10 protein-coding genes and 2 pseudogenes are annotated in these 17,921 nt (G+C 68.3%); 6 read left to right on the forward strand and 6 right to left on the reverse strand.

Translation table 11 applies throughout. From position 1 onward, the window contains the following. Positions 1 to 462 precede the first annotated feature (462 nt). A complete protein-coding gene (locus tag ACEXOX_RS38000; RefSeq protein WP_406525322.1) occupies positions 463 to 1,770 on the forward strand; it encodes a PAS domain S-box protein in 1,308 nt (435 codons plus the stop codon). Between the two features lie 147 nt (positions 1,771 to 1,917). Here ACEXOX_RS38000 and ACEXOX_RS38005 read toward each other — a convergent pair whose 3' ends face one another. Both ACEXOX_RS38005 and ACEXOX_RS38010 read right to left on the reverse strand, forming a co-directional pair. Then, positions 1,918 to 8,580, reverse strand: a complete 6,663-nt coding sequence (locus ACEXOX_RS38005) for a DUF3320 domain-containing protein (RefSeq protein ID WP_406525323.1) — start codon at positions 8,578 to 8,580, stop codon at positions 1,918 to 1,920. Between the two features lie 206 nt (positions 8,581 to 8,786). Continuing rightward, a complete protein-coding gene (locus ACEXOX_RS38010; protein ID WP_406525324.1) occupies positions 8,787 to 8,990 on the reverse strand; it encodes a hypothetical protein in 204 nt (67 codons plus the stop codon). Positions 8,991 to 9,315: 325 nt separating this feature from the next. Here ACEXOX_RS38010 and ACEXOX_RS38015 point away from each other — a divergent pair. Then, positions 9,316 to 9,596, forward strand: a pseudogene (locus ACEXOX_RS38015) (GNAT family N-acetyltransferase); the annotation flags it as partial. A 9-nt stretch (positions 9,597 to 9,605) separates the two neighbouring features. On the opposite strand, the gene ACEXOX_RS38020 reads toward ACEXOX_RS38015, so the two are convergent. Continuing rightward, a complete protein-coding gene (locus ACEXOX_RS38020) occupies positions 9,606 to 10,781 on the reverse strand; it encodes an MAB_1171c family putative transporter (RefSeq protein ID WP_406525325.1) in 1,176 nt (391 codons plus the stop codon). A 1-nt stretch (position 10,782) separates the two neighbouring features. Continuing rightward, complete coding sequence (locus ACEXOX_RS38025) at positions 10,783 to 11,289, reverse strand: hypothetical protein (protein WP_406525326.1); 507 nt, start codon at positions 11,287 to 11,289, stop codon at positions 10,783 to 10,785. A 354-nt stretch (positions 11,290 to 11,643) separates the two neighbouring features. Here ACEXOX_RS38025 and ACEXOX_RS38030 point away from each other — a divergent pair, with 354 nt between their 5' ends. From ACEXOX_RS38030 to ACEXOX_RS38040, 3 genes are all read left to right on the forward strand, one after another. Then, positions 11,644 to 12,045, forward strand: coding sequence for a hypothetical protein (locus ACEXOX_RS38030; protein ID WP_406525327.1), 402 nt, complete (start codon positions 11,644 to 11,646; stop codon positions 12,043 to 12,045). Positions 12,046 to 12,782: 737 nt separating this feature from the next. Next, positions 12,783 to 13,286 carry a hypothetical protein gene (locus ACEXOX_RS38035; RefSeq protein ID WP_406525328.1) on the forward strand — a complete coding sequence of 168 codons (504 nt, stop codon included), beginning with the start codon at positions 12,783 to 12,785 and terminating at the stop codon, positions 13,284 to 13,286. Between the two features lie 68 nt (positions 13,287 to 13,354). Continuing rightward, the gene (locus tag ACEXOX_RS38040; RefSeq protein WP_406525329.1) at positions 13,355 to 14,797 is read left to right on the forward strand and encodes a flotillin family protein; all 1,443 of its coding nucleotides are present in this window, start codon (positions 13,355 to 13,357) and stop codon (positions 14,795 to 14,797) included. 113 nt (positions 14,798 to 14,910) lie between these two features. Here the strand turns inward: ACEXOX_RS38040 and ACEXOX_RS38045 are convergent, their stop codons facing one another. Together ACEXOX_RS38045 and ACEXOX_RS38050 are read right to left on the reverse strand one after the other, a co-directional pair. After that, positions 14,911 to 15,660, reverse strand: coding sequence for a transposase family protein (locus tag ACEXOX_RS38045; RefSeq protein WP_406518867.1), 750 nt, complete (start codon positions 15,658 to 15,660; stop codon positions 14,911 to 14,913). A 299-nt stretch (positions 15,661 to 15,959) separates the two neighbouring features. Then, positions 15,960 to 16,961, reverse strand: a complete 1,002-nt coding sequence (locus tag ACEXOX_RS38050; RefSeq protein WP_406525330.1) for an HNH endonuclease — start codon at positions 16,959 to 16,961, stop codon at positions 15,960 to 15,962. 454 nt (positions 16,962 to 17,415) lie between these two features. On the opposite strand from ACEXOX_RS38050, the pseudogene ACEXOX_RS38055 reads away from it, so the two are divergent. Further along, positions 17,416 to 17,838: pseudogene (locus ACEXOX_RS38055) on the forward strand (transposase family protein); the annotation flags it as partial. Between the last annotated feature and the right edge of the window lie 83 nt (positions 17,839 to 17,921).

A 17,921-nucleotide genomic window follows, 5' to 3' on the forward strand; every position in this document is an offset into this window, starting at 1 on the left:
GCGACCGACGGCGGAAGCGCGCTGAGCGCCAGCAGGTGCACGTCCGCCCGCGCGGCTGCCCGGGACAGGACGTGGCCGAGCGGCGGACCGCCCTTGGCGTGCACCAACAGCACCGTGCTCACTGAGATTCGTCTCCCATCACTTGTCTGTCCACTTGTCGTCAGGGGCGTCGGGCGTCCGTCCGGGGTACGGAGACGCAACCCGCGTAGAACACGACGGGTAACCGGTGACACACACAAGGGAATCAGAGAGTGAGTGCCGGAAGTGCCACCGGAGGCGGGCGCCAATCAGGCAAATGCCAAAGTCGTGGACATCGTTGGAGTACGGACGAAGGTTGTGGATCACCTATGGCAAACTGCCCCGGCGACGCGCTCACGTACCGCAGTCGGCCGATAACCGAGCATGGCGGGACTCCGCACGGGATAGGCATCGCCATGTCACTTCCCGCCGCCCGGTGGGAGCATGGACGGAAAGGCCGTCGTGGACGATCCCGGTCTCAGGGCACTGCTGGAACACCTCCCCGTCTCCTGGTGGGAGGCCGACGAGCAGGGACGCGTCCAGGAGCGGGGCGGCGGGGCCTTCGCCGACCTGCCCACCGCGCAGCGCTTCCTGGACCGCGCGCGCCAAGAGCTGTCCGCTCCGGGAGACGCCCTCCAAGACGACCACCCCCTGGTCCAGTTCGACGGCCGGACCTTCACCGTGAGACGGCCCCAGGACGGGAGCCGGGACTGGACGCGCGGGTTCGCGATGGAGGCCGGTGCACAGCCCGCGGGCGGCCGGCCGTACGCCGCTTTCGCGGACTTCGCCGACTTCGCGCCGGCCGCGGCCTTCCTCCGTGACCGCGACGGCCGCTACTTATGGGCCAATCACGCCTACGCGCATCTTTACGGCACCACACCGGAGCGGGTCGTCGGCAGCCGTATCGAGGACCTCGACACCCCCTCCGACGCCGCCCAGTTCCGGGCCCTGGACCAGGAGATACTCAGCCGCGGCAAGCCGGTCCGCCACCACCTGCGCTATCACCGCTCGGACGGCAGCACAGGGCAGGCGGCCGGCCACCGCTTCCCGTTCCAGGGGAACGGCCGGACCTGTGTGGCCGGGATCTATGTCGACATCACCGACCACGTCCGCGCGACGAGCCAGCGCCAGGAGGCCGAGGAGAACCTGCGCGCACTGCGGGACTACAGCGGTCTGCCCTGCGCGCTGCTCTCGGTCGGCGGCCGTATAGAACAGGCGGGCACGGCCGCCGCCGAACTCTTCCGGACACGCCTGTCCGACCTCGTCGGCCGCCGCGCACACACCCTGCTCGCCGCCACGCCCGACCTCCGCCCCCTGCGGCGCGCCTGGGAGGGTCTGATCACCCGCCGCATCAGGCGTGCGGAGACCTCCGCCGTACTCCTGGACACCGAGGGGCGCCAGCGCCGCGCGCAGCTCCACCTGTCCACGGTGAGCGGGCCCGTCGGCCGTGTTGCGCACGTGTGGGCCGTCGTCACCGACCAGAGCATCGCCCACGAGGCCCACTCGCCGCTCACCGCCGCGCAGATCCGCATACTGTCCCTCCTCGCCGGCGGCAGTACCAACGGTGAGATCGCCACCTCACTGAAGCTCTCCCGACAGGCGGTCGACTACCACCTCAGCCGGCTACGGGACCTGCTGGACGCCGACACCAGGCCCGCCCTCGTAGCCCGCGCCTACGTCCTCGGCATCCTCGCCCCCCGCGCCTGGCCGCCGCGCCCGGCCGCTACCCGCGATCCGCTCGGATCACGGTGAGGTACGGGGGTGTGGGCGGGGCGGGCCTTTGGGGGCAGCGGTGCCGACGTCGCGTCAGGCGAGTCGGCACCGACCCGCAGGCGGGGGTGCAGCTCAACCCACGGCCGCTCGACGGCAGTCCCGCCGAGCGGCACCCTTCGTGGCTCGTCAGTCACCGTCCGCGGGCATCAGGAATCCGTTCGCTTCACGGACCGCCCCCTTCGCGACGAGCTCGTCCACGTCGCTCGTGAGTGCATCCCTGATATCAGGGCCCAGCCGTGTCCACCCGAAGAAGCGCGCGACCTCGCGGAGCAGCTCCTCTCGGTGGACGCCCGGACTTTCCTCGATCACGCGCCCCACCACGAGCCGCCGCTCGACCGACGGGACCTGCCCGACCTTGCGTGCCACGGTCGATGTCGGGGTGCGAGCGAAGGCCAGCTCCCGGCCAGGAACGTCGTACGCCTCGCCGACTCGCACGATCTGGCCCGCGGCGGCGATCCTCCGCAGCGCTCGGCGAACCGAGTCCCGGACCACCGCGCCCGCCCTTGAGATACCCCACGCCGAACGGACCCGGGTGAAGACCAGATCCTCCGTCATCGGGCCCTCAGCCTTGATCACGGAGAGGGCGACGTCGGCGACGACTCCCACCGCGTCCGGGTCCTGCAGCTCCGCATTCCGCATGCCGCGACGCTGAGCGGACGCGTCCCGCAGGCTGACCAGTTGAACGTCGACGACCTCCTCGTACGCCCGGCTCCACGTCGGCGGCCCGTCGTCCACCGCCACGAACGTCACCGCCGGCCCCATGTCCACCGCCGTGTCCGGCGCGGAAGGCCCCTCGGCAGGAGTCCCCTCATCGACCGGCTCATCCGGCATCACCTGAAACGGGTCCCGTGCACATGCTTCCTCCACCGCGGCGCGCAGGCGCGCCATCGCGTCCCGGCGGTTGCGGTACCAGTCCGTGCCCCAAATACGGTGCAGCTTCCAGCCGAGGTCGCGCAGTACGGCCTCCCGCAGCCGGTCGCGGTCGCGGGCCGCGCGCGAGGAGTGGTACATGACGCCGTCGCATTCGATGCCGAGGGCGTAGCTGCCCGGGGCGGCGGGGTGCCATATCGCCATGTCGATGCGGAAACCGGCGACGCCGACCTGGGGCTGTACGGAGTAGCCCCAGTCGCGCAGGACGCCCAACACCTCTTCCTCGAAGGGGCTCTCCGGCGCGGCGTCCGGGTCGGCCGCAGCCGTCTGCAGGATGTGGGGGCCGTGCTCGGCGTACTGGAGGTAGCGCTTCAGGTGCTGGACACTCTTGTTGGTGCTGTCGGCCAGCTCGGAGCCATGGAAGGAGGCGACGACCTCCATGCGTCGCCGGGCACGGGTCACGGCGACGTTGAGACGGCGCCAGCCGCCGTCTCTGTTGATGGGGCCGAATGTCGAGAGCAGCTTGCCTCGGTGGTCCGGACCGTAGCCGACGGACAGGATGATGACGTCGCGCTCGTCGCCCTGGACGGTCTCCAGGTTCTTGACGAAGAAGCCGTCGAGGCGATCTTCGGTGAAGAAGCGATCGAGGTCGGGCCGAGCGGCTCGTGCCTTCTGGACGCCTTCCTCGATGGCCTCGGCCTGTGCCTGGGAAAGGGCGACCACACCCAGGCTGAGCCCCGGCCTGTTGGCGAAATGGTGGATCACGCGCCGCGCGACCGCTGCCGCCTCGCCTGGGTTGTTGCTTCGACCGCCCCGGTCGTAGACACCGTCGGCCTTGAAGAACTCGACGCCGAGGTCCGGACTCTGCTCGTACGCGCCCGGGAAGGTCACCATGGTGTTGTCGTAGAAATCGTTGTTGCTGAAGGCGATGAGGTTCTCGTGGCGGCTCCGGTAGTGCCATCGCAGCGGCAGGCCGCGCAGCACGCCGCTGGCCTTGCAGGCGTCGAGCACGGACTCGAAGTTGTCCGTGCCCTCCTCGTCCCACTCGTCGTCATCGTCGCCTTCGCCGCCGGCGCTGAAGAACGAGGTCGGCGGGAGCTGCTTCTGGTCGCCTGCCACGATGAGAGCGCTGCCGCGGTAGACGGAGTTCACCGCGTCCTGCGGCAGCACCTGGGACGCCTCGTCGAAGATGACGACATCGAAGCGGAAATCCGCGGGCAGAAACTGGCTGACCGTCAGGGGGCTCATCATGAAGCAGGGTTTGATGAGCTGTACGACGTCCCGCGTCTCGCCCAGTAGCTGTCGTACCGGCTTGTGGCGGCGTTTCAATTGCGACTGCCGGCGCAACTCAGCTGCGGGGCCGATGGTGGTTCGGCGCGGGCGACGGGCATTGCATGCCGCGATGACCTCGGCGTGGGCAGCCTCCACAAGGGCGCGATCCGCGTCCCGGAATCGCTCGACCAGCTGATCGCGGTCCGCCGCGCGCAGGGGCTTGAGCCGGGTGTCAAGCCCGAAGCGTCGCTCGATCCAGGCGGTGAGGACCGCGCGCTCGACGGAGGCGGGGAAGTCGGCCGCGGACACGCCGCGCTGCGCGAGCTGGGAGGGCAGCCCGTCCAGGCCGTACCGTCGCAATTGCTTGAGGGCCTCGGAGCACGTGGTCCATGCCTCGGGGCCGAAGGGGTCATGGTCCAGCTGGGACAGGCAGGTCGCGGCAGCGGGCAGCGACTCCCGGAGTTCGCGTTGCAGGAGACGGCCGCGTTGCACCTCGAAGTGGGCGACGAGGTTGTCCCGCTGGCGCTGCCAGTCGTCGTGGCGGTCGGCCACGGACGTGTCGGCGGGAGCATCCAGCATCAGCCGGGCTGCTGGGGTGGACAGAGGGGCTCCGTGGCCTCCGTGTGCTGTCCGGCGTACCTGCTGGGCCCAGTCCAGGGCGTCGAGTACAGCTCCCTTGTCGGTCGCCGTGCCCTGGTAGAGCTCACCGAGCAGCCTCTCGTGACGTGGGGCGTCCGCAGTGAACCGCGTATCGGCCGCCCGCGCGTCGAACACTGCCGTCACTGCCTGGCGAGCCCGCGCCAGGGACAGTCCGCTGTCGACAGCGACGTCGGCGACGCGCGCCACAGCGCGCAGGAGGTCGGCCGCGTCCTCGAAGGGTTCGACGTGAGCACGCAGCCAGCGCACCGCGTCGTGCAGCGGGCCGGCGAGCAGGTGCGCGCCTGCGGGGGCGAGGTGCGGCTGACCGGCGTACTCCCGCCAGGTGTGCAGGTCGATACGGAGCTGCGGCTCCGTCCGACGCACAAGGGCGTGCGGAACGGGACGTTCGTCCGCGAGGAAGCCGATAAGACGTGCCTGGCGTGCGGGATCGGTGAGCGTGTCCGGCGCCAGCCGCTCCACGGTGTGCGCGACTTCCAGGGCATCCTGCAGTGCGGCGGTGTCGACGCCGCTGTCGAGCGCATACCGGCCGAGCAACTTGCGTTGCTCCTCGTCGGCGCAGGCACCCAGGGCGGATTCGTGGCGGCCCCAGGCCCGGTGCAGGAGGCCGAGGATGTCGCCGGGTCTCTGCGCCGCGTCAAAGGAATGGGCACGCAGCTCGGCGGGATCGGTGTCCAGCCCCCGGTACCAGGAGCCGCACAGACGACGGTACGTGTCCTCCTCAGTCGCGAACCCAGCGGTCTCTCGCTGGCTCTCCTGCGCGGCGCTGATCGCCGCCCGTGCGCCTGCGAGCGTGTACGCGAAGTCAGGTCCGCCGTCGCGACGGCCGACGGAGGTGACCGTGTCGATGACGTCGACGGCCCGAGCGAGCGGATCCAGGTGGTCGCGGAACCAGCGGGCGGCGTCGGCCAGAGAGCACTTGGCGAGATCGTCCGCGACGGCCGCAAGGCGGGGGCGTGCCAGGTCCTGCCGCCAGGTGTTCAGATTCTCGCTCAATACCCCACAGCGCTCCAGCAGTTCCGGGGCCGGGGCGTCACCGTCCGCGACCTGGGCGGCCATCAGGGTGCGACGGTGCGGGTCCAGGACCGTGTCCGGCGCGAGCCGGTGCACGGAGTTGGCGTGCGCCAGTGCCGCCTCCAAGGCGGGCACGTCGGGCAGATCCGTCCCCGCGTAGTGTCCGAGAAGAGCGGCATGCGTACGGGCGAGAGACCGCAGGCGGTCGTGAGCCGTATGCCAGGCCAGGGCGACCGGCAACCGGGCATACAGCTCACTGCGCCACGAGCCCGCCACCGTCAACGCACCGAGTGCCTTGCGGTCTGCGCGTACTGCACTGGACAGCAGGCCGCCGATTCCGCGTGAGCCTTCGGACAGGCGGCCTATCAGGTCCGGCAGACCGGGGGAGACGGCGGTTTCGGGGCGGAAGACGTCCTGCGCAGCCTGCTCGGCCTCGGCGAGCCGGCGTGCGGCGTCGGTGATCTCCGCGCAGGCTTCCCGTACCTGAGACATCACCTGAGGGTCGAGCCACGTGTCCAGCATCCGGTGGGAGGCCGTGGCCAGCTTCACGAGGGCGATGAGCTCCTCGGCCTCCTGCGCGTTCCTCGGCCGGTCACGTCCGAGAAGTCCGGCCATGGCTGCGGCATGTTGCTCGGCCGATTCGAGAGTCGCTCCCAGGCTCGCGAACCCATCGCGAGTCTCTGCGGCCTGTGTACGTGTCAGAGGGCATACGTCCAGGCCGGGCGGCTCCAACTCGGCAAGGGCCTGCTCGGACGCCGAAGGTTGCGTGTCGAGCGAGCCGGGAATCGAGGCCCAGCCGGGCCCGGCCTCTGTGGTCGCGCGTGCGTGTGCGGACAGAACCGTGTCACGCCGGGCGAAGAACGCGCGCAGACCGTCGGCGACCACGTTCACAGCCGCTCTGTCCGCCCTGGATGCTCCTCCGGGCACAAGCCACTGTTCGAGGGGGCGGTGCTCGGCTCCCGCCAGCGCGATGACGTCGCAGAGGTCTTCCGCTGCCGCAGCGCTGTCCGGGATGTCGAGCCCCAGCTGCTGCGCGACCTCGGCAAGGCTGCGGTGCGTACGCTCAAGACGGTCCGCGGTCGTCTCGAACTCGTGGGCCAACTTGTTCGCGCGCTCTTCCGACAGCTCAGAGGGATCGATAGCGGCCGGAGAGAGAGTGGCCAGGGCGCGCTCGGCCTCGCTCGGCACGGGGGTGAGCCGTGGCGAGAGTTCCTCCCAGCGGTCCCCTGCCACGGAGCAGGCCGTGGCCTGCGCCCTGACCACCTTCTTCAGAGCGGTCAGGAAGTCGTCGACCGGGCTCTCCACCGTGTCGGCGAAGTCGGCACTGGTCAGCCATGTCTCTGGCACCGGGCGGCGTGTCTCGACCAGCGCGAGGAGCTTGATGAGCCGGCGGACGTCGTTCTCCGTCCCGATCGGCCGGCCGTCTCGCGAGAGATCCTGATAACGCGCCACCGCCGCGGCAAGTCCGTCCCGTGCGGCCGTGGCCTGGTCGAGCGCCGGACGGGGGTGGCTGCTGTCGGCCTTCAGGCCCCGCCAGGGAAAGGAAGGATCAGCGACCGCCTGCCAGGCACCGGCAATGGCCTTCGTCGCCTCGATGACGAGGTGCAGGTCCTGTCCGCTGATGGCTGCGGCGTCGAACACCTTCTGCTGCCGGGCGCCGCCGTCCGCCTCCGAAGCCAGGAACGCCACATGTGCTTCGGACAGCTGCCCGACCCTGCCGATGACATCGTGCAGGCTCCGGCCGAGTGGCTGGCTGATCTCATTCATCGCCTCGGCGTAGGCACTGAGTGCCTCGCGCGCCTCGCGGGCCCGGGCGACCGCCTCCTGGGAGAGCCGTGGGGCCCGCGGCTCCTCCTCCAGAGCCCTCCCCAGCTCCTGAGCGACGGTCCGGCGGCTGGTGTTGTGGCTGTGCAGAGGCAGGGCGTACGAGTCGAGTCCGACGGACTTCAGCCGATCCAGCACCACGTCGAGCGCGGCAGCCTTCTCACTGACGAACAGCACGCTGCGGCCCGCGTGCATCAGGCCGGCGATCATGTTGGTGATCGTCTGGCTCTTGCCCGTACCCGGCGGGCCGTCGAGCACGAAGGACTGCCCTGCGACAGCGGCCGCGACGGCCTGACGCTGCGACGCATCGGCATCGAGGACGAGCGGGCTGTCCTCCGGCGGACTGAGCTCGTCGATCCGGTCGGCGTCGATCTCTTCGAAAGAGAAGCGCTCCGCCGCCAGTCCAGCCTTGGGGCCGAGCGCCACGGCCCGTACGAGATCGCTGTTCAGGATGCGGGCCTCGTTGTCCAGGAGGTCCTGGTACATCGACTCCTTGTGAGAGGCGAAAAGCGCCAGTACCACGCGCCTCGAGACCTGCCAGCCCGATTTCCCCGCCACTGCCGTGGTGACCGCGTCGATCACGGCGTCAAGGTCCGTCGGATCCTGTTCCGTGACGGGTAACCAGTCGATGTGGAACTGCTCCAGTTTGACCCTGAGCGCGGGGTTGAGACGCGGTTCCTCGTCGTCGTTGGCCACCAGACGGACACGTCCGTTGCTCAGCCGCTCGATACGCACGGGAAGGAGAAGGACCGGCGCATCACTGCTCGTCGTCGCGCCGTCCTCGTGCCAGCGGAGGATGCCGACGCCCAACTGGAGAGTCCACAGACCGTAGTCGTTGAAGAGCTGGGTGGATTTGCTGCGCAGGCGTGTCAGCGCACGAAGGAGCGCCGGCCCCGTCGTCTTCTGGGTGACGATCCCGTGCGCGTCGCCACGCTGTTCGGCGATGCGTGTCTGTGCCTGGGCCCCTTCGGAGTCCTGGGCGTCGGGTTCCTCGTCGGGCAGCGGCGCGAAACCCCAGCCGCGCTCCAGGCCCTCGACGAGTTCCCCGGCCGACGGACGCGCGATCTCCAAGGTGGTCGCCCTGGTGTGCCTGAAGTTGAGGAGCCGATTGCGGCCACTCAGGTCGACGAGCGACGTCCGCCAGTCGGCCAAGATTGCTTTGAACCGTTCCAGCTCTTCACCGTCGCCAAAAGCACTCGGGTTTGCCACACTCGTCCTAGCTGCTCGTGTTCTCTCGTCGGGGCCCATGAGAAGCGACGTGTCCTGATGAAGCCGCACAAGACCAGGGCAAAGCCGCTCCCGAGAGAGTGGTGCCTTCCGGCTGCTCCGGTCCCGCCGATCCCCCTGATCGGGAAATCCTACGACTTGGGCCCCATGGCGTGAAGTGCGGTGCCGCTCAGGACTCCACCGCCGGCGAGACCCGGCTCACCCGGATCCCCGCCGCCCATCGCCAGGACCTGCACCACGATGATCGCCCTGGTGGCCCGCCGCCTCACATGAGAATCCACACCGGAGGAAACGACCTCCCAACTGACCGGGGTGCCGAAGCGCGCCCTGCTCATGGCACCTGTGTGTCCCATGGGGGTCTTGCCGTCTTCCGCGCGCCATCACTCCAGACCGCCCGGCCGGGGAGGGCGCGAGGCGGATGCCGGCCGCCGTGCTGGAGGCTGAAGTCAATGAGGTGCTTCCCCTTCTCCATCCGCACGGTCTGTCCTCGGGCGACTTCGTGCCCGGGCTGGAGCAGTTCCTCGGCAGGTGGCCGGCCTGCCACTGCTGGGGATCGCCAACGTCGGCAACGCCCTGCCGTATTCTGCCCAACTCGGGGCGAGCCTGCCGCCGGTCGGAAAACCGGTGGCGGGCCCAGCCGCCCGTGGTGAAGGTCCCGCCATGACCGGCTTCCTGGAGACCGGCCGGCTCGTCCTGCGCGCCTTCACAGCGGCTGACACCGACCACCTGCTTGCCCTGGACAACGCCCCCGAGGTCATGCGCTTCATCAATGGTGGCCGTCCCACCAGCCGCGCGGCGATCGATACGCGGCCCTGCCGCGACTCCTGCACGACTACCCGTGCTGTCAGACCCGCGGCTACTGGCCCGCACAGGAGAAGACCACCGACACCTTTCTGGGCTGGTTCGAGTTTCGGCCGCTGGAGGAACACCGCCCCGCGCTGGGGCAGACGTCATGCATGTTCCAGCCGATGTTCCCGTGCGAAGGCTTCGGCGGTCGGGGAGTTGTACGCATCGCACAGTTGCTGGATACAGGCGACTTCGAAGGCGAAGTCGAATGCGAGATGCTCCGGGTGTGCCGTGCGCTCTTCGACGGAGTGGGCCGACGGTTGGGCGCCGGCATGCTTGGCCTCGCATGCGGCCCGCAGCCAGAGGGCCTGGGCCAGGGCGGCGCGGCCCTCCTCGTTCTGTAGGACCTGTGCGGCACGGCTGCGAGCCTGTTCGTGCAGCTGAGGAGGGGCGTAGCAGGCAAGGACCAGCATGGCGTCGTGGATCTCGATGATCTGGCGGAGGAGCCGGATGCGTGAGCAGCGGGGGACAGGGGCTTCCAGGATGACGTCGGGCACTGCGTCGGTGAGAGCGCTCCACAGGGGCCGGAGCCGACGCAGGGTGCGCCGGTCGCCGAGGGTGCGCCGCAGGACGCCGCAGGCGGGTATCGAGCTGCCGACGACGATCAAGGCGATGGCGGTGTCCTGGATGATGTGGGCGACGGCCGCGGCTGTGTGGTCGTTGGTCACAAATGGTTGATGGGCGAGCCGGGTGAGCATGCGCGCTGCGCAGAAGATGGTGTAGAGAGTGCCGATGGCAGTGCCGGTGCCCAGGAGGCGCAGTCCGGCGCGCAGCCATGCGTCTTCGGCGTGGCGGCTGTATCCCGTGAAGAGGCAGGTCGCGATCACCGTGCTGACGCCGACGTAGCCCAGGAAAACGCAACAGTACGCGGTCCCGAGGGGTCGGCCGGTATACGCCTCGAAGAAGTTGTCGACGTTGCGGGGGCGCGGGGTGACGGCGAACAGGAAGACGAGTCCGAACGCCCCGACGAATCCGCAGACAGTCAGCAGGCGGCGGCTGGAGCGAATAGCACGAGGGCGGGCTACGGAGACGACGAACTGTACGAACGCACTGAAACCAAGGATTCCTATCAGGTTCCTGGTTAATGTGGCCAGGTTGTTGATGCCGGTGACTTCATTGAAGGGGCTTTCAACGGCGGGGTGGGCGAGGGTGTTGGCGGCAGCCATTGAGGCGAAAGCGATCCACGCAGATCGCTGCTTCGCATCCCGGACGGCAGCGGGCAGACGCCATGCGGTAACAGCCCAGAGTGCTGCAAGGACAACATTTTGGATGGGGTGCATGCTATCGGCGTACCGGATGCCCGAAGTTCTCGTTGAGGCGGGCGAGAGCCCTGGCCGATTGCTCGCAGGTGGGTCGTGCCTCGTTGCGACTGGCCCGCTCAAGAATGAGCGTGGCGAGAGTTTCTGCGTCCCGCTCCTGGCGGCTGTCGAATTTCGTGCGTCCGAGGAGGCGGACGATACGGTCGGCGGACAGGCCCAGTTCGTCATCGGTGGGCTGCGCCGCCGCAGCCAGGCCACGGAGACGGTTGGATTCGGCGCGCATGATCTCCGCGATCGGAAGTGGTGGCTGGGCCTCTACCGCCCGGGAAGTGCGTGAGAGCAGCCTCTTGAATTGGTCACTCATCGCGGCCAGTTCCTCCTCGCAGATGTCTTCACTCCCGCCGAGCTGAGGGGCGACATGACCGAGGAGCATGTGCGAGATTTCGTGCAGGATGATCTGCACGCGCAGGATGCCGGCGGCGGTCGCTTCGTAGAACACGAGGTCAGCAGTGTCGAGGCCGATCCACATACCGCAAGGAAAGTCCGGGTTCGGCGAGCCGTCGAGCGGGAGGAGAAGAAGCGGGCGGCCACGCTGGTGAGCGATGGACGCACAGAAGTCCCGCAGGTCGAAGGGGTGCGGAATCTCCAGCTCATTCGCCGTGACGAGGCAGATGCCAACCGGGCGTTTCCTCCACCACCGCATGCCTGGCCGATCCCCATTCCGTCCTACGACCGCCGACTCGTCCGGGCGTTCACGCCGGACGTGTCGGGCTGTTCCTGTTCGTTTCACGCCTTGGCTGGTCGGTGATATTAGCCGACAAAGGCGCGGATCGGTCGGCCCTGGCCGCGTGCAGGTGCAGAGGGGCGATTACTGTGATCGTCCGTGGCGTCGGGGCTTGTTTCCCTCCACCTTTGGCAGTCCTTCGGCCTGGCGGGCGCCTTCGACGATGCTCTTGATACCGCGAAGGGCGTTGGCCGACAGCCCGCGCAGACGGAAAGCCACGGCCCGGACGTCTTTGTCTTCCAGGACATCGGCCAGCTCGTCGCCGGCGTCCGCGCGCTCCGTTTCTTCTCGGATGTTCCGGATACGCGCGTCCACGGCTGCCGCGGCCTCGTCGTCCAGGAAGTAGCGAGCACCGACGCCGAAGAAGTCCCCCAGGGCCCGGAGGAGTCCACGCCGGGGTTGGTGACCTTGCCGATGGCGATGTTGTGGATCGTGCCGTGGGAGACCGTGGGATCGCCGTCGCCCGCCCGCTGCCGGATCAGCTCCGCGATCTCCTGGTAACTGTAGGGTCCGCGGCCCTTGGGATGGAGCGCCTCGATCAGGTAACCCAGTTTTTGCGCAATGGTGCGCCTGTCGGTGGGCTGCTGGTCACCCATCGTCGCGATCACTTCTCCCATTTCCGTCACCAGATCACCGCTGTGGTGGCCGTATTCTAACCGTCGTCCACTTGAGTGGATGACCCTCTCGTGTCGCCCGGGGTGTGCATCCAGTCAACTTGACAGACATGCGACCTGGCGGCCTATATTCATCACGTCGTCCAGTTTGTTGGACGATGGAGGGGTTCCGGTGTCACTAGTTCGTCAGGGCGCTGACTGCCGGGCGGCTTCTTGGGCTGCCGGCGGTCGTTTCAGGGCTTTCGGCGCCCGATGAGAGCACATGGAGGGACGCGTGAAACTCCACTTCGTGAGGCAACGAGCGGTCCCGCCCAGGGGGCGACACGTCGCCTCTGCGCACCCGGAGCCGGGCGTCGGGCAGCCTCGGCCAGCCGTGCGAACGGAGCCATCGAACAGCGAGAACGGATTCCCGCCATGGCCGGCCTTTCCGTCCGTACGCCCTTTCAGCCGTGTCGGCCGGAGCAGGTTCTGCCGTACGGGGGCCTTTTCCACCGGACCCACGTCGGCAGGCCGGGGAAGGGGCAGGAACTCATGGTCGAGCCGTGCCAGGGCTTCGCCTACGCGGTCACGAGTTCCGGCAGAGGTCCTGGAGGGCCATGGGCATCCGGGGTGCGGGGTGGGTAAATGACCACCTTCCTCGGACTCGGCCTGGCGGGCATCGCTCTGCTGGCCCTCTCCCTCGTCTTCGGCAACGTCCTCGAAGGGCTTTTCGGCCTGGACGGCCTGCTCGACGGATGGCTGTCGCTGCCGGTTGTGGCGGGGTTCGTCTCGATGCTGGGTTTCACCGGCGTCATCGTGCTGGGTACCAGCGGTCTGGGCGTCGGCGCGGCCACGGCGATCGGTATCGTCACCGGCGCGGCCGCGGGCTGGCTGACGTGGAAACTCAGCCGCGCGCTGATGCGCGGCCAGACGGCGGCCACCCCGCGCGGCGACGACCTGGTCGGTACCCCGGGTTCGGTCATCACCGCGATTCCCGCCGATGGGTACGGCGAGGTGCTGGTCCGGATGGCCGGCCAGCCGGTGAAGCTGGCGGCCAAGAGCAAGGTGCCCGTGACGCGGGGCACCGAGATCTGGGTGGAAGCCGCCCTGTCGAGCACGTCGGTCGCCGTGCGCCCCGTCGAACGCTGATCCCCTCAAGCCCATTTCCCGACAGCCCGACGCAACCTGCCGCCCCAGGGTGGCAGAGGGGATTTCTCATGAGTCCAACCCTCATCGCTGTAGTGGGAGTCGTCGTACTCCTGGTTCTGCTGGCCCTCGTTGTGATCACGCGGTACAAGGTCGCCGGCCCCAGCGAGGCGTTTATCATCACCGGCCGGCGCGGAAGGAAGTCCACCGACCCGGAGACCGGCCGCACCACGATCGACAACAGCGGCCAGAAGGTCGTGGTCGGCGGCGGCGTCTTCGTCGTCCCGTTCGTCCAGCAGCGGTTCACCCTGGACCTGTCCAGCCGGCACATCCCCGTCGCCGTGCGCGGCGCCGTCACCCTGCGCGGCGTCAAGGCCAACCTCGAAGGCGTCGCCATCGTCAAGGTCGGCGGCAACGAGGACGCCATCCGGGCCGCCGCCCAGCGCTTCCTCCAGCAGCAGGACGGCATCGTCGGCTTCACCCAGGAAGTGCTCTCCGGGGCACTGCGGGCCATCGTCGGACGCATGTCGGTGGAGGACGTCATCCGTGACCGCGCGGCCTTCGCCGGCCAGGTCGCCGAGGAGGCCGAAGCCAGTCTGTCCGGCCAGGGTCTGGTCCTGGACGCCTTCCAGATCCAGGACATCACCACCGAGGGCTCCTACCTGGAGGACCTGGGACGGCCCGAGGCCGCCCGCGCCAAGCAGGAGGCCGACATCGCCGAGGCCAACGCGCGCCGCGCCTCCGAGCAGGCCCGGTTCAAGGCGGCCGAGGAAATCGCCATCGCCGAGCGGACCTTCGCCCTGAAGCAGGCCGAGATACGCATGGAGACCGAGGCCGCTGCCGCCAAGGCCGACGCAGCCGGCCCGCTCGCCGAGGCCGCACGCCGTCAGGAAGTCCTCACCGAGCAGGAAAAGGTCGCCCAGCGCCAGGCCGCACTGACCGACCGCGAGCTCGACACCAAGGTCCGCAAGCCCGCGGACGCCGCGCGCTACCAGGCCGAGCAGGAGGCCGAGGCCCGCCGAGTCGCCCTGGTCAAGGAGGCCGAGGCGGACGCCGAACGCGCCCGCCTGACCGGTGAGGGCGAAAAGGCCCACCGCGCGTCGCTTGCCGACGCCGTGCGCATCGAGGGCGAGGCCGAGGCCGCCGCCATCGCCGCCAAGGGCGCTGCCGAAGCGGAGGCGATGCGCAAGAAGGCCGACGCCTTCGCCCAGTACGGTGACGCGGCGGTCATCCAGATGCTGACCGAGGTTCTGCCGCAGGTCGTGGCCAAGGCGTCCGAGCCGCTCAGCGCCGTCGACAAGATGACGGTGATCTCCACGGACGGCGCGAGCCGGCTCTCGCGTACGGTCACCGACAACGTCGCCCAGGGCGTCGAACTCCTCAGCTCCACCACCGGAGTCGACCTCGTCAAACTCCTCAAGAACGTCTCCCGGCGCGCGACAACCCGCACGTCCGGCGCGGCGGGAGTTGCACCGGCCCCCGCCGGCGACAAGAACACAAACAGGGCCGCCTGACCCCGGCCCGCGAAGGCGCCACGCAGGCCCGGGTTTCGGCTGGGGGGTGTCGCGCGGGCCGGTCCGTATGCGTAAGGGAAGAGGCGCCGTAGCGGCCCGTACAGTGAGCCTTTTCAGCGTTGCCGCTCCAGGGTGAGGACAGCCCTGGCGATTGACGTCATTCGATTCGGGCTGCAGCGGGCGTGACGGAAGATCCTCCAGGTCTTCAGCCGGGCGACACCACGCTCGACCGGGACTCTTGTGCGGGCGAGCGCGTGATTGACGGTCTTCTGGGTCAGGGTGAGCTCTTGGCGGGGTCGTCGTTTGACCGCCGTGGTCAGCCAGGGGCCGGCTCCTTGGTAGGCGAGGTCGGCCACGAGTGGGACGCCCTGGCGTCCGCAGATCCTGATGATCCGGTGGGTGCGGGCGGCGGTGAGGTCATGGGTTCGGCCCGGCAGAGCGGGCGAGAGCCACAGCAGCCGTCCCGCCGGATCCGTGACCACCTGCACGTTCACTCCGTGACGCCGGTGCCTGGCCGAGTAGTCCGCCTGGCCGTCGCCGACGCGGTCGCACTCGACAAGAGTCCCGTCGAGCAGGGCGAAGCCGGGATCGCTCTCCCGCAGGACCTTGAGCAGGCCCGGCGCACGGACGGCGAGCAGAGTGATGACGGCGCCGACGTAGGCGTGAGCGGTCCCGACGGAGATGCCGAAACCGGCCGAGAGCTGGGCAAGCGTGTCGTGGCGGCGCAGGTACACCAGACCGATCAGGGCACGCTGGTGCGGCGGGAGCTTGCACCGGCGGTCACCTTCGCGGGTGACGATGAGCATCGTGACCCACTCGACCACGGCGTGCGGCAAGTCGAGTGCGGCAGGATAAGGAACCAACGAGGCACCTGCGCTGTTGAGTCGAGACGTTGAACACCTCCCTCAACGGCACGGGTGCCTCGTGCGTTGCGCACCGCCTCACCATCACCCGATCAGTGGGCAGACTGAAAAGGCTCAGCGCTAACGGAGACTTTTGGTGAGTACGCTGCGTGACACGGACCTGGGTCGGGTGTGGGACGGCGAAACTGCCCGCACAGTTTCTTCGTCTGCTGGTGGTACAGGGGCCATGGTGGTGTTGACCTGTTGCGTTGCTGGCTGGGGCTGTCGTTGGGGGAGGGGTGGTCCGTGAATGGTCCAAATCACCGCTGCTGGGCGTCCGCCATCAGGCGATGGTGGTTGGCCAGGGCCGTGGCGCGTAGCGTCTCGCGGAACTCTTCGGTCACGGTGCCTCGCGTTTTGAGGGCGTGGCAGTTCGGGCAGAGAGCGATCATGGAGCGGGGTAGGTCTTCACCGTGCTTGGCGTGGTCCTCGATGTGATCGACCTCAAGGAGGTAGGTGCCGTTCCTGCTGCGGGCCGAGGTGTAGCGGGGGTCTGGGCAGTCCGGGTTCTCGCAGGCTCCGCCGCTTCGCTGGAGGACTGCCTGGCGCGATGCGCTGATGCGGCTCAGGCGCACTCCGGAGAGCGGGCGCGGAATGTGACTCTTCCCGTCGCGCACAGCTTGTTCGGCCGTGGCGTTAAGCTGAGCATAGCGCAGTGTCGGCACCGCGATTTGCTGCATGAGCTCGCTAAGAGCCCGGCAATGTTGCAAGGCGTTCCCGGCTGGAAAGAGAGGCGGGAGCGTGTAGTGCCCGTTGAGCGGGTCCCACTCGTTCTGGAACTCTGCGTGGCGCAGGCGTGCGCATTGCCAGCGGCTGCGGGCTAGTTCCTTAAGCGTAGTTGCCGTGTCGGGGAACATGCTGCCTTCCGGTAGGTTGTCCCCGAGCCATGAGTATTCCAGCGCGGTGTAGAGTGCGGCGTACTGCATGTTGCGTCCGTAGGTGACGACTCTTTTCCCGGCAATTCTGCTCAGTAGGGAATCTCGCACCTCGCCGAAGGTGGGGGCTGCTTCCAGGGCAGGTGGCGTGGCTCCGTGCAGGTTGATTTGCTGAAGGTATTTCGCCTCCCACTGCGGGTTGATGAGACGATGCCACCTCTTTCGGCCCGTGGCTGAGGTGATGGCCACTTCATAGGGAGTTGCCCGCGTGAGCGGTTCTGCGGTCGGTGCCAGCGATCCAACGGCATTGATGGCGAGGATGACGGTGTTTGGGTCGTGGAGCGCTTCTTGTGCCCACTCGATTGCCCTTTGGCGATCGTCTTCCATCTCTTGAGTGGTTGGCGAAGTCGTCAGTGCCACGGCGCGGTCCGAGCGGTACAGGGGTGCGGGCGGGTGAACGACGTCCGTCCAATCGGGGCCGCCGTGCCCGCGTATGACGGCTTTCGTTGCGGGCCCGAGAACATAGGCGTCGGGCTGGAGCAAGTTGTGCGGACGGAGACCGTTCTCTGCTAGGGCTTCGGCCGTGCACAGCCCAAGAGGTGCTCTTGGGTAGCGTCGAAGTAGCCCTCGTGCCACGTGATCCGGATGTAGATCCGCACCTTCCACGTAAACCGGGACATCGAAGCCGACGGGTATGCCGCCACACAACACGTGCTGTGTGGCGGAAGGCTGGAAGGGCTCGTGGTCGAAATCTATGAACATTGCCTGCCAAGTAAAGCAAACGGATAATGACTGAGCGGAACTCATCGTAAGGCAGTTTTGTGCGTGCGCATGATGTGCGGACACGATGAAAGCCACCGTCGTCGCGGACGGGAAAGGCCGCACCCTGTGGACCGATGCTCTGTGGCCAGGGCGGATGCACGATGTGACCGCAGCTCGCGCTGCCGGTATCACCGGCTGTTTCCGCCACTTCGGCCTGGTCGAGGTTGTGCTCGATGACGGCTACCTGGGTCTGGGCCGCGACCATCCCGGCCAGGCCGTTACCCCGCCGAGAAAACCACGGCCAGGAGCACTGCCCGGCAGATTCGAGCAACCGGAACGCGACCGACACGACCACTCGAGCGACCGCATCACCGTCGAACATGCTGTGGCCGACCACAAACGCTGGAAACAACTGATGCGCTGGTCCCATCGCAGCGACCGCCTGCCCGACACCTACCGAGCCATCGTCAGCCGCGTCTTCGACCGGACCCGCACCTCCTGAACACCACCCGAGCAGGCCCGACACGGCCCAGGCACTATCACGCACCAACTCGTAAGAGGCCGCAGAGATACAACTTACGTGCT

Origin of the sequence: Streptomyces sp. Ac-502 (assembly GCF_045222935.1) — a bacterium.
In the GTDB taxonomy this organism is placed as follows: domain Bacteria; phylum Actinomycetota; class Actinomycetes; order Streptomycetales; family Streptomycetaceae; genus Streptomyces; species Streptomyces monomycini.

What these genes read in the sequence shown, in the direction of transcription:
- ACEXOX_RS38000 (WP_406525322.1), top strand. Translation starts at nt 463, where the DNA reads ATGGACGGAAAGGCCGTCGTGGACGATCCCGGTCTCAGGGCACTGCTG.
- ACEXOX_RS38010 (WP_406525324.1), bottom strand. Translation starts at nt 8,990, where the DNA reads ATGAGCAGGGCGCGCTTCGGCACCCCGGTCAGTTGGGAGGTCGTTTCC.
- ACEXOX_RS38020 (WP_406525325.1), bottom strand. Translation starts at nt 10,781, where the DNA reads ATGCACCCCATCCAAAATGTTGTCCTTGCAGCACTCTGGGCTGTTACC.
- ACEXOX_RS38025 (WP_406525326.1), bottom strand. Translation starts at nt 11,289, where the DNA reads ATGTGGATCGGCCTCGACACTGCTGACCTCGTGTTCTACGAAGCGACC.
- ACEXOX_RS38035 (WP_406525328.1), top strand. Translation starts at nt 12,783, where the DNA reads ATGACCACCTTCCTCGGACTCGGCCTGGCGGGCATCGCTCTGCTGGCC.
- ACEXOX_RS38040 (WP_406525329.1), top strand. Translation starts at nt 13,355, where the DNA reads ATGAGTCCAACCCTCATCGCTGTAGTGGGAGTCGTCGTACTCCTGGTT.
- ACEXOX_RS38050 (WP_406525330.1), bottom strand. Translation starts at nt 16,961, where the DNA reads ATGGAAGACGATCGCCAAAGGGCAATCGAGTGGGCACAAGAAGCGCTC.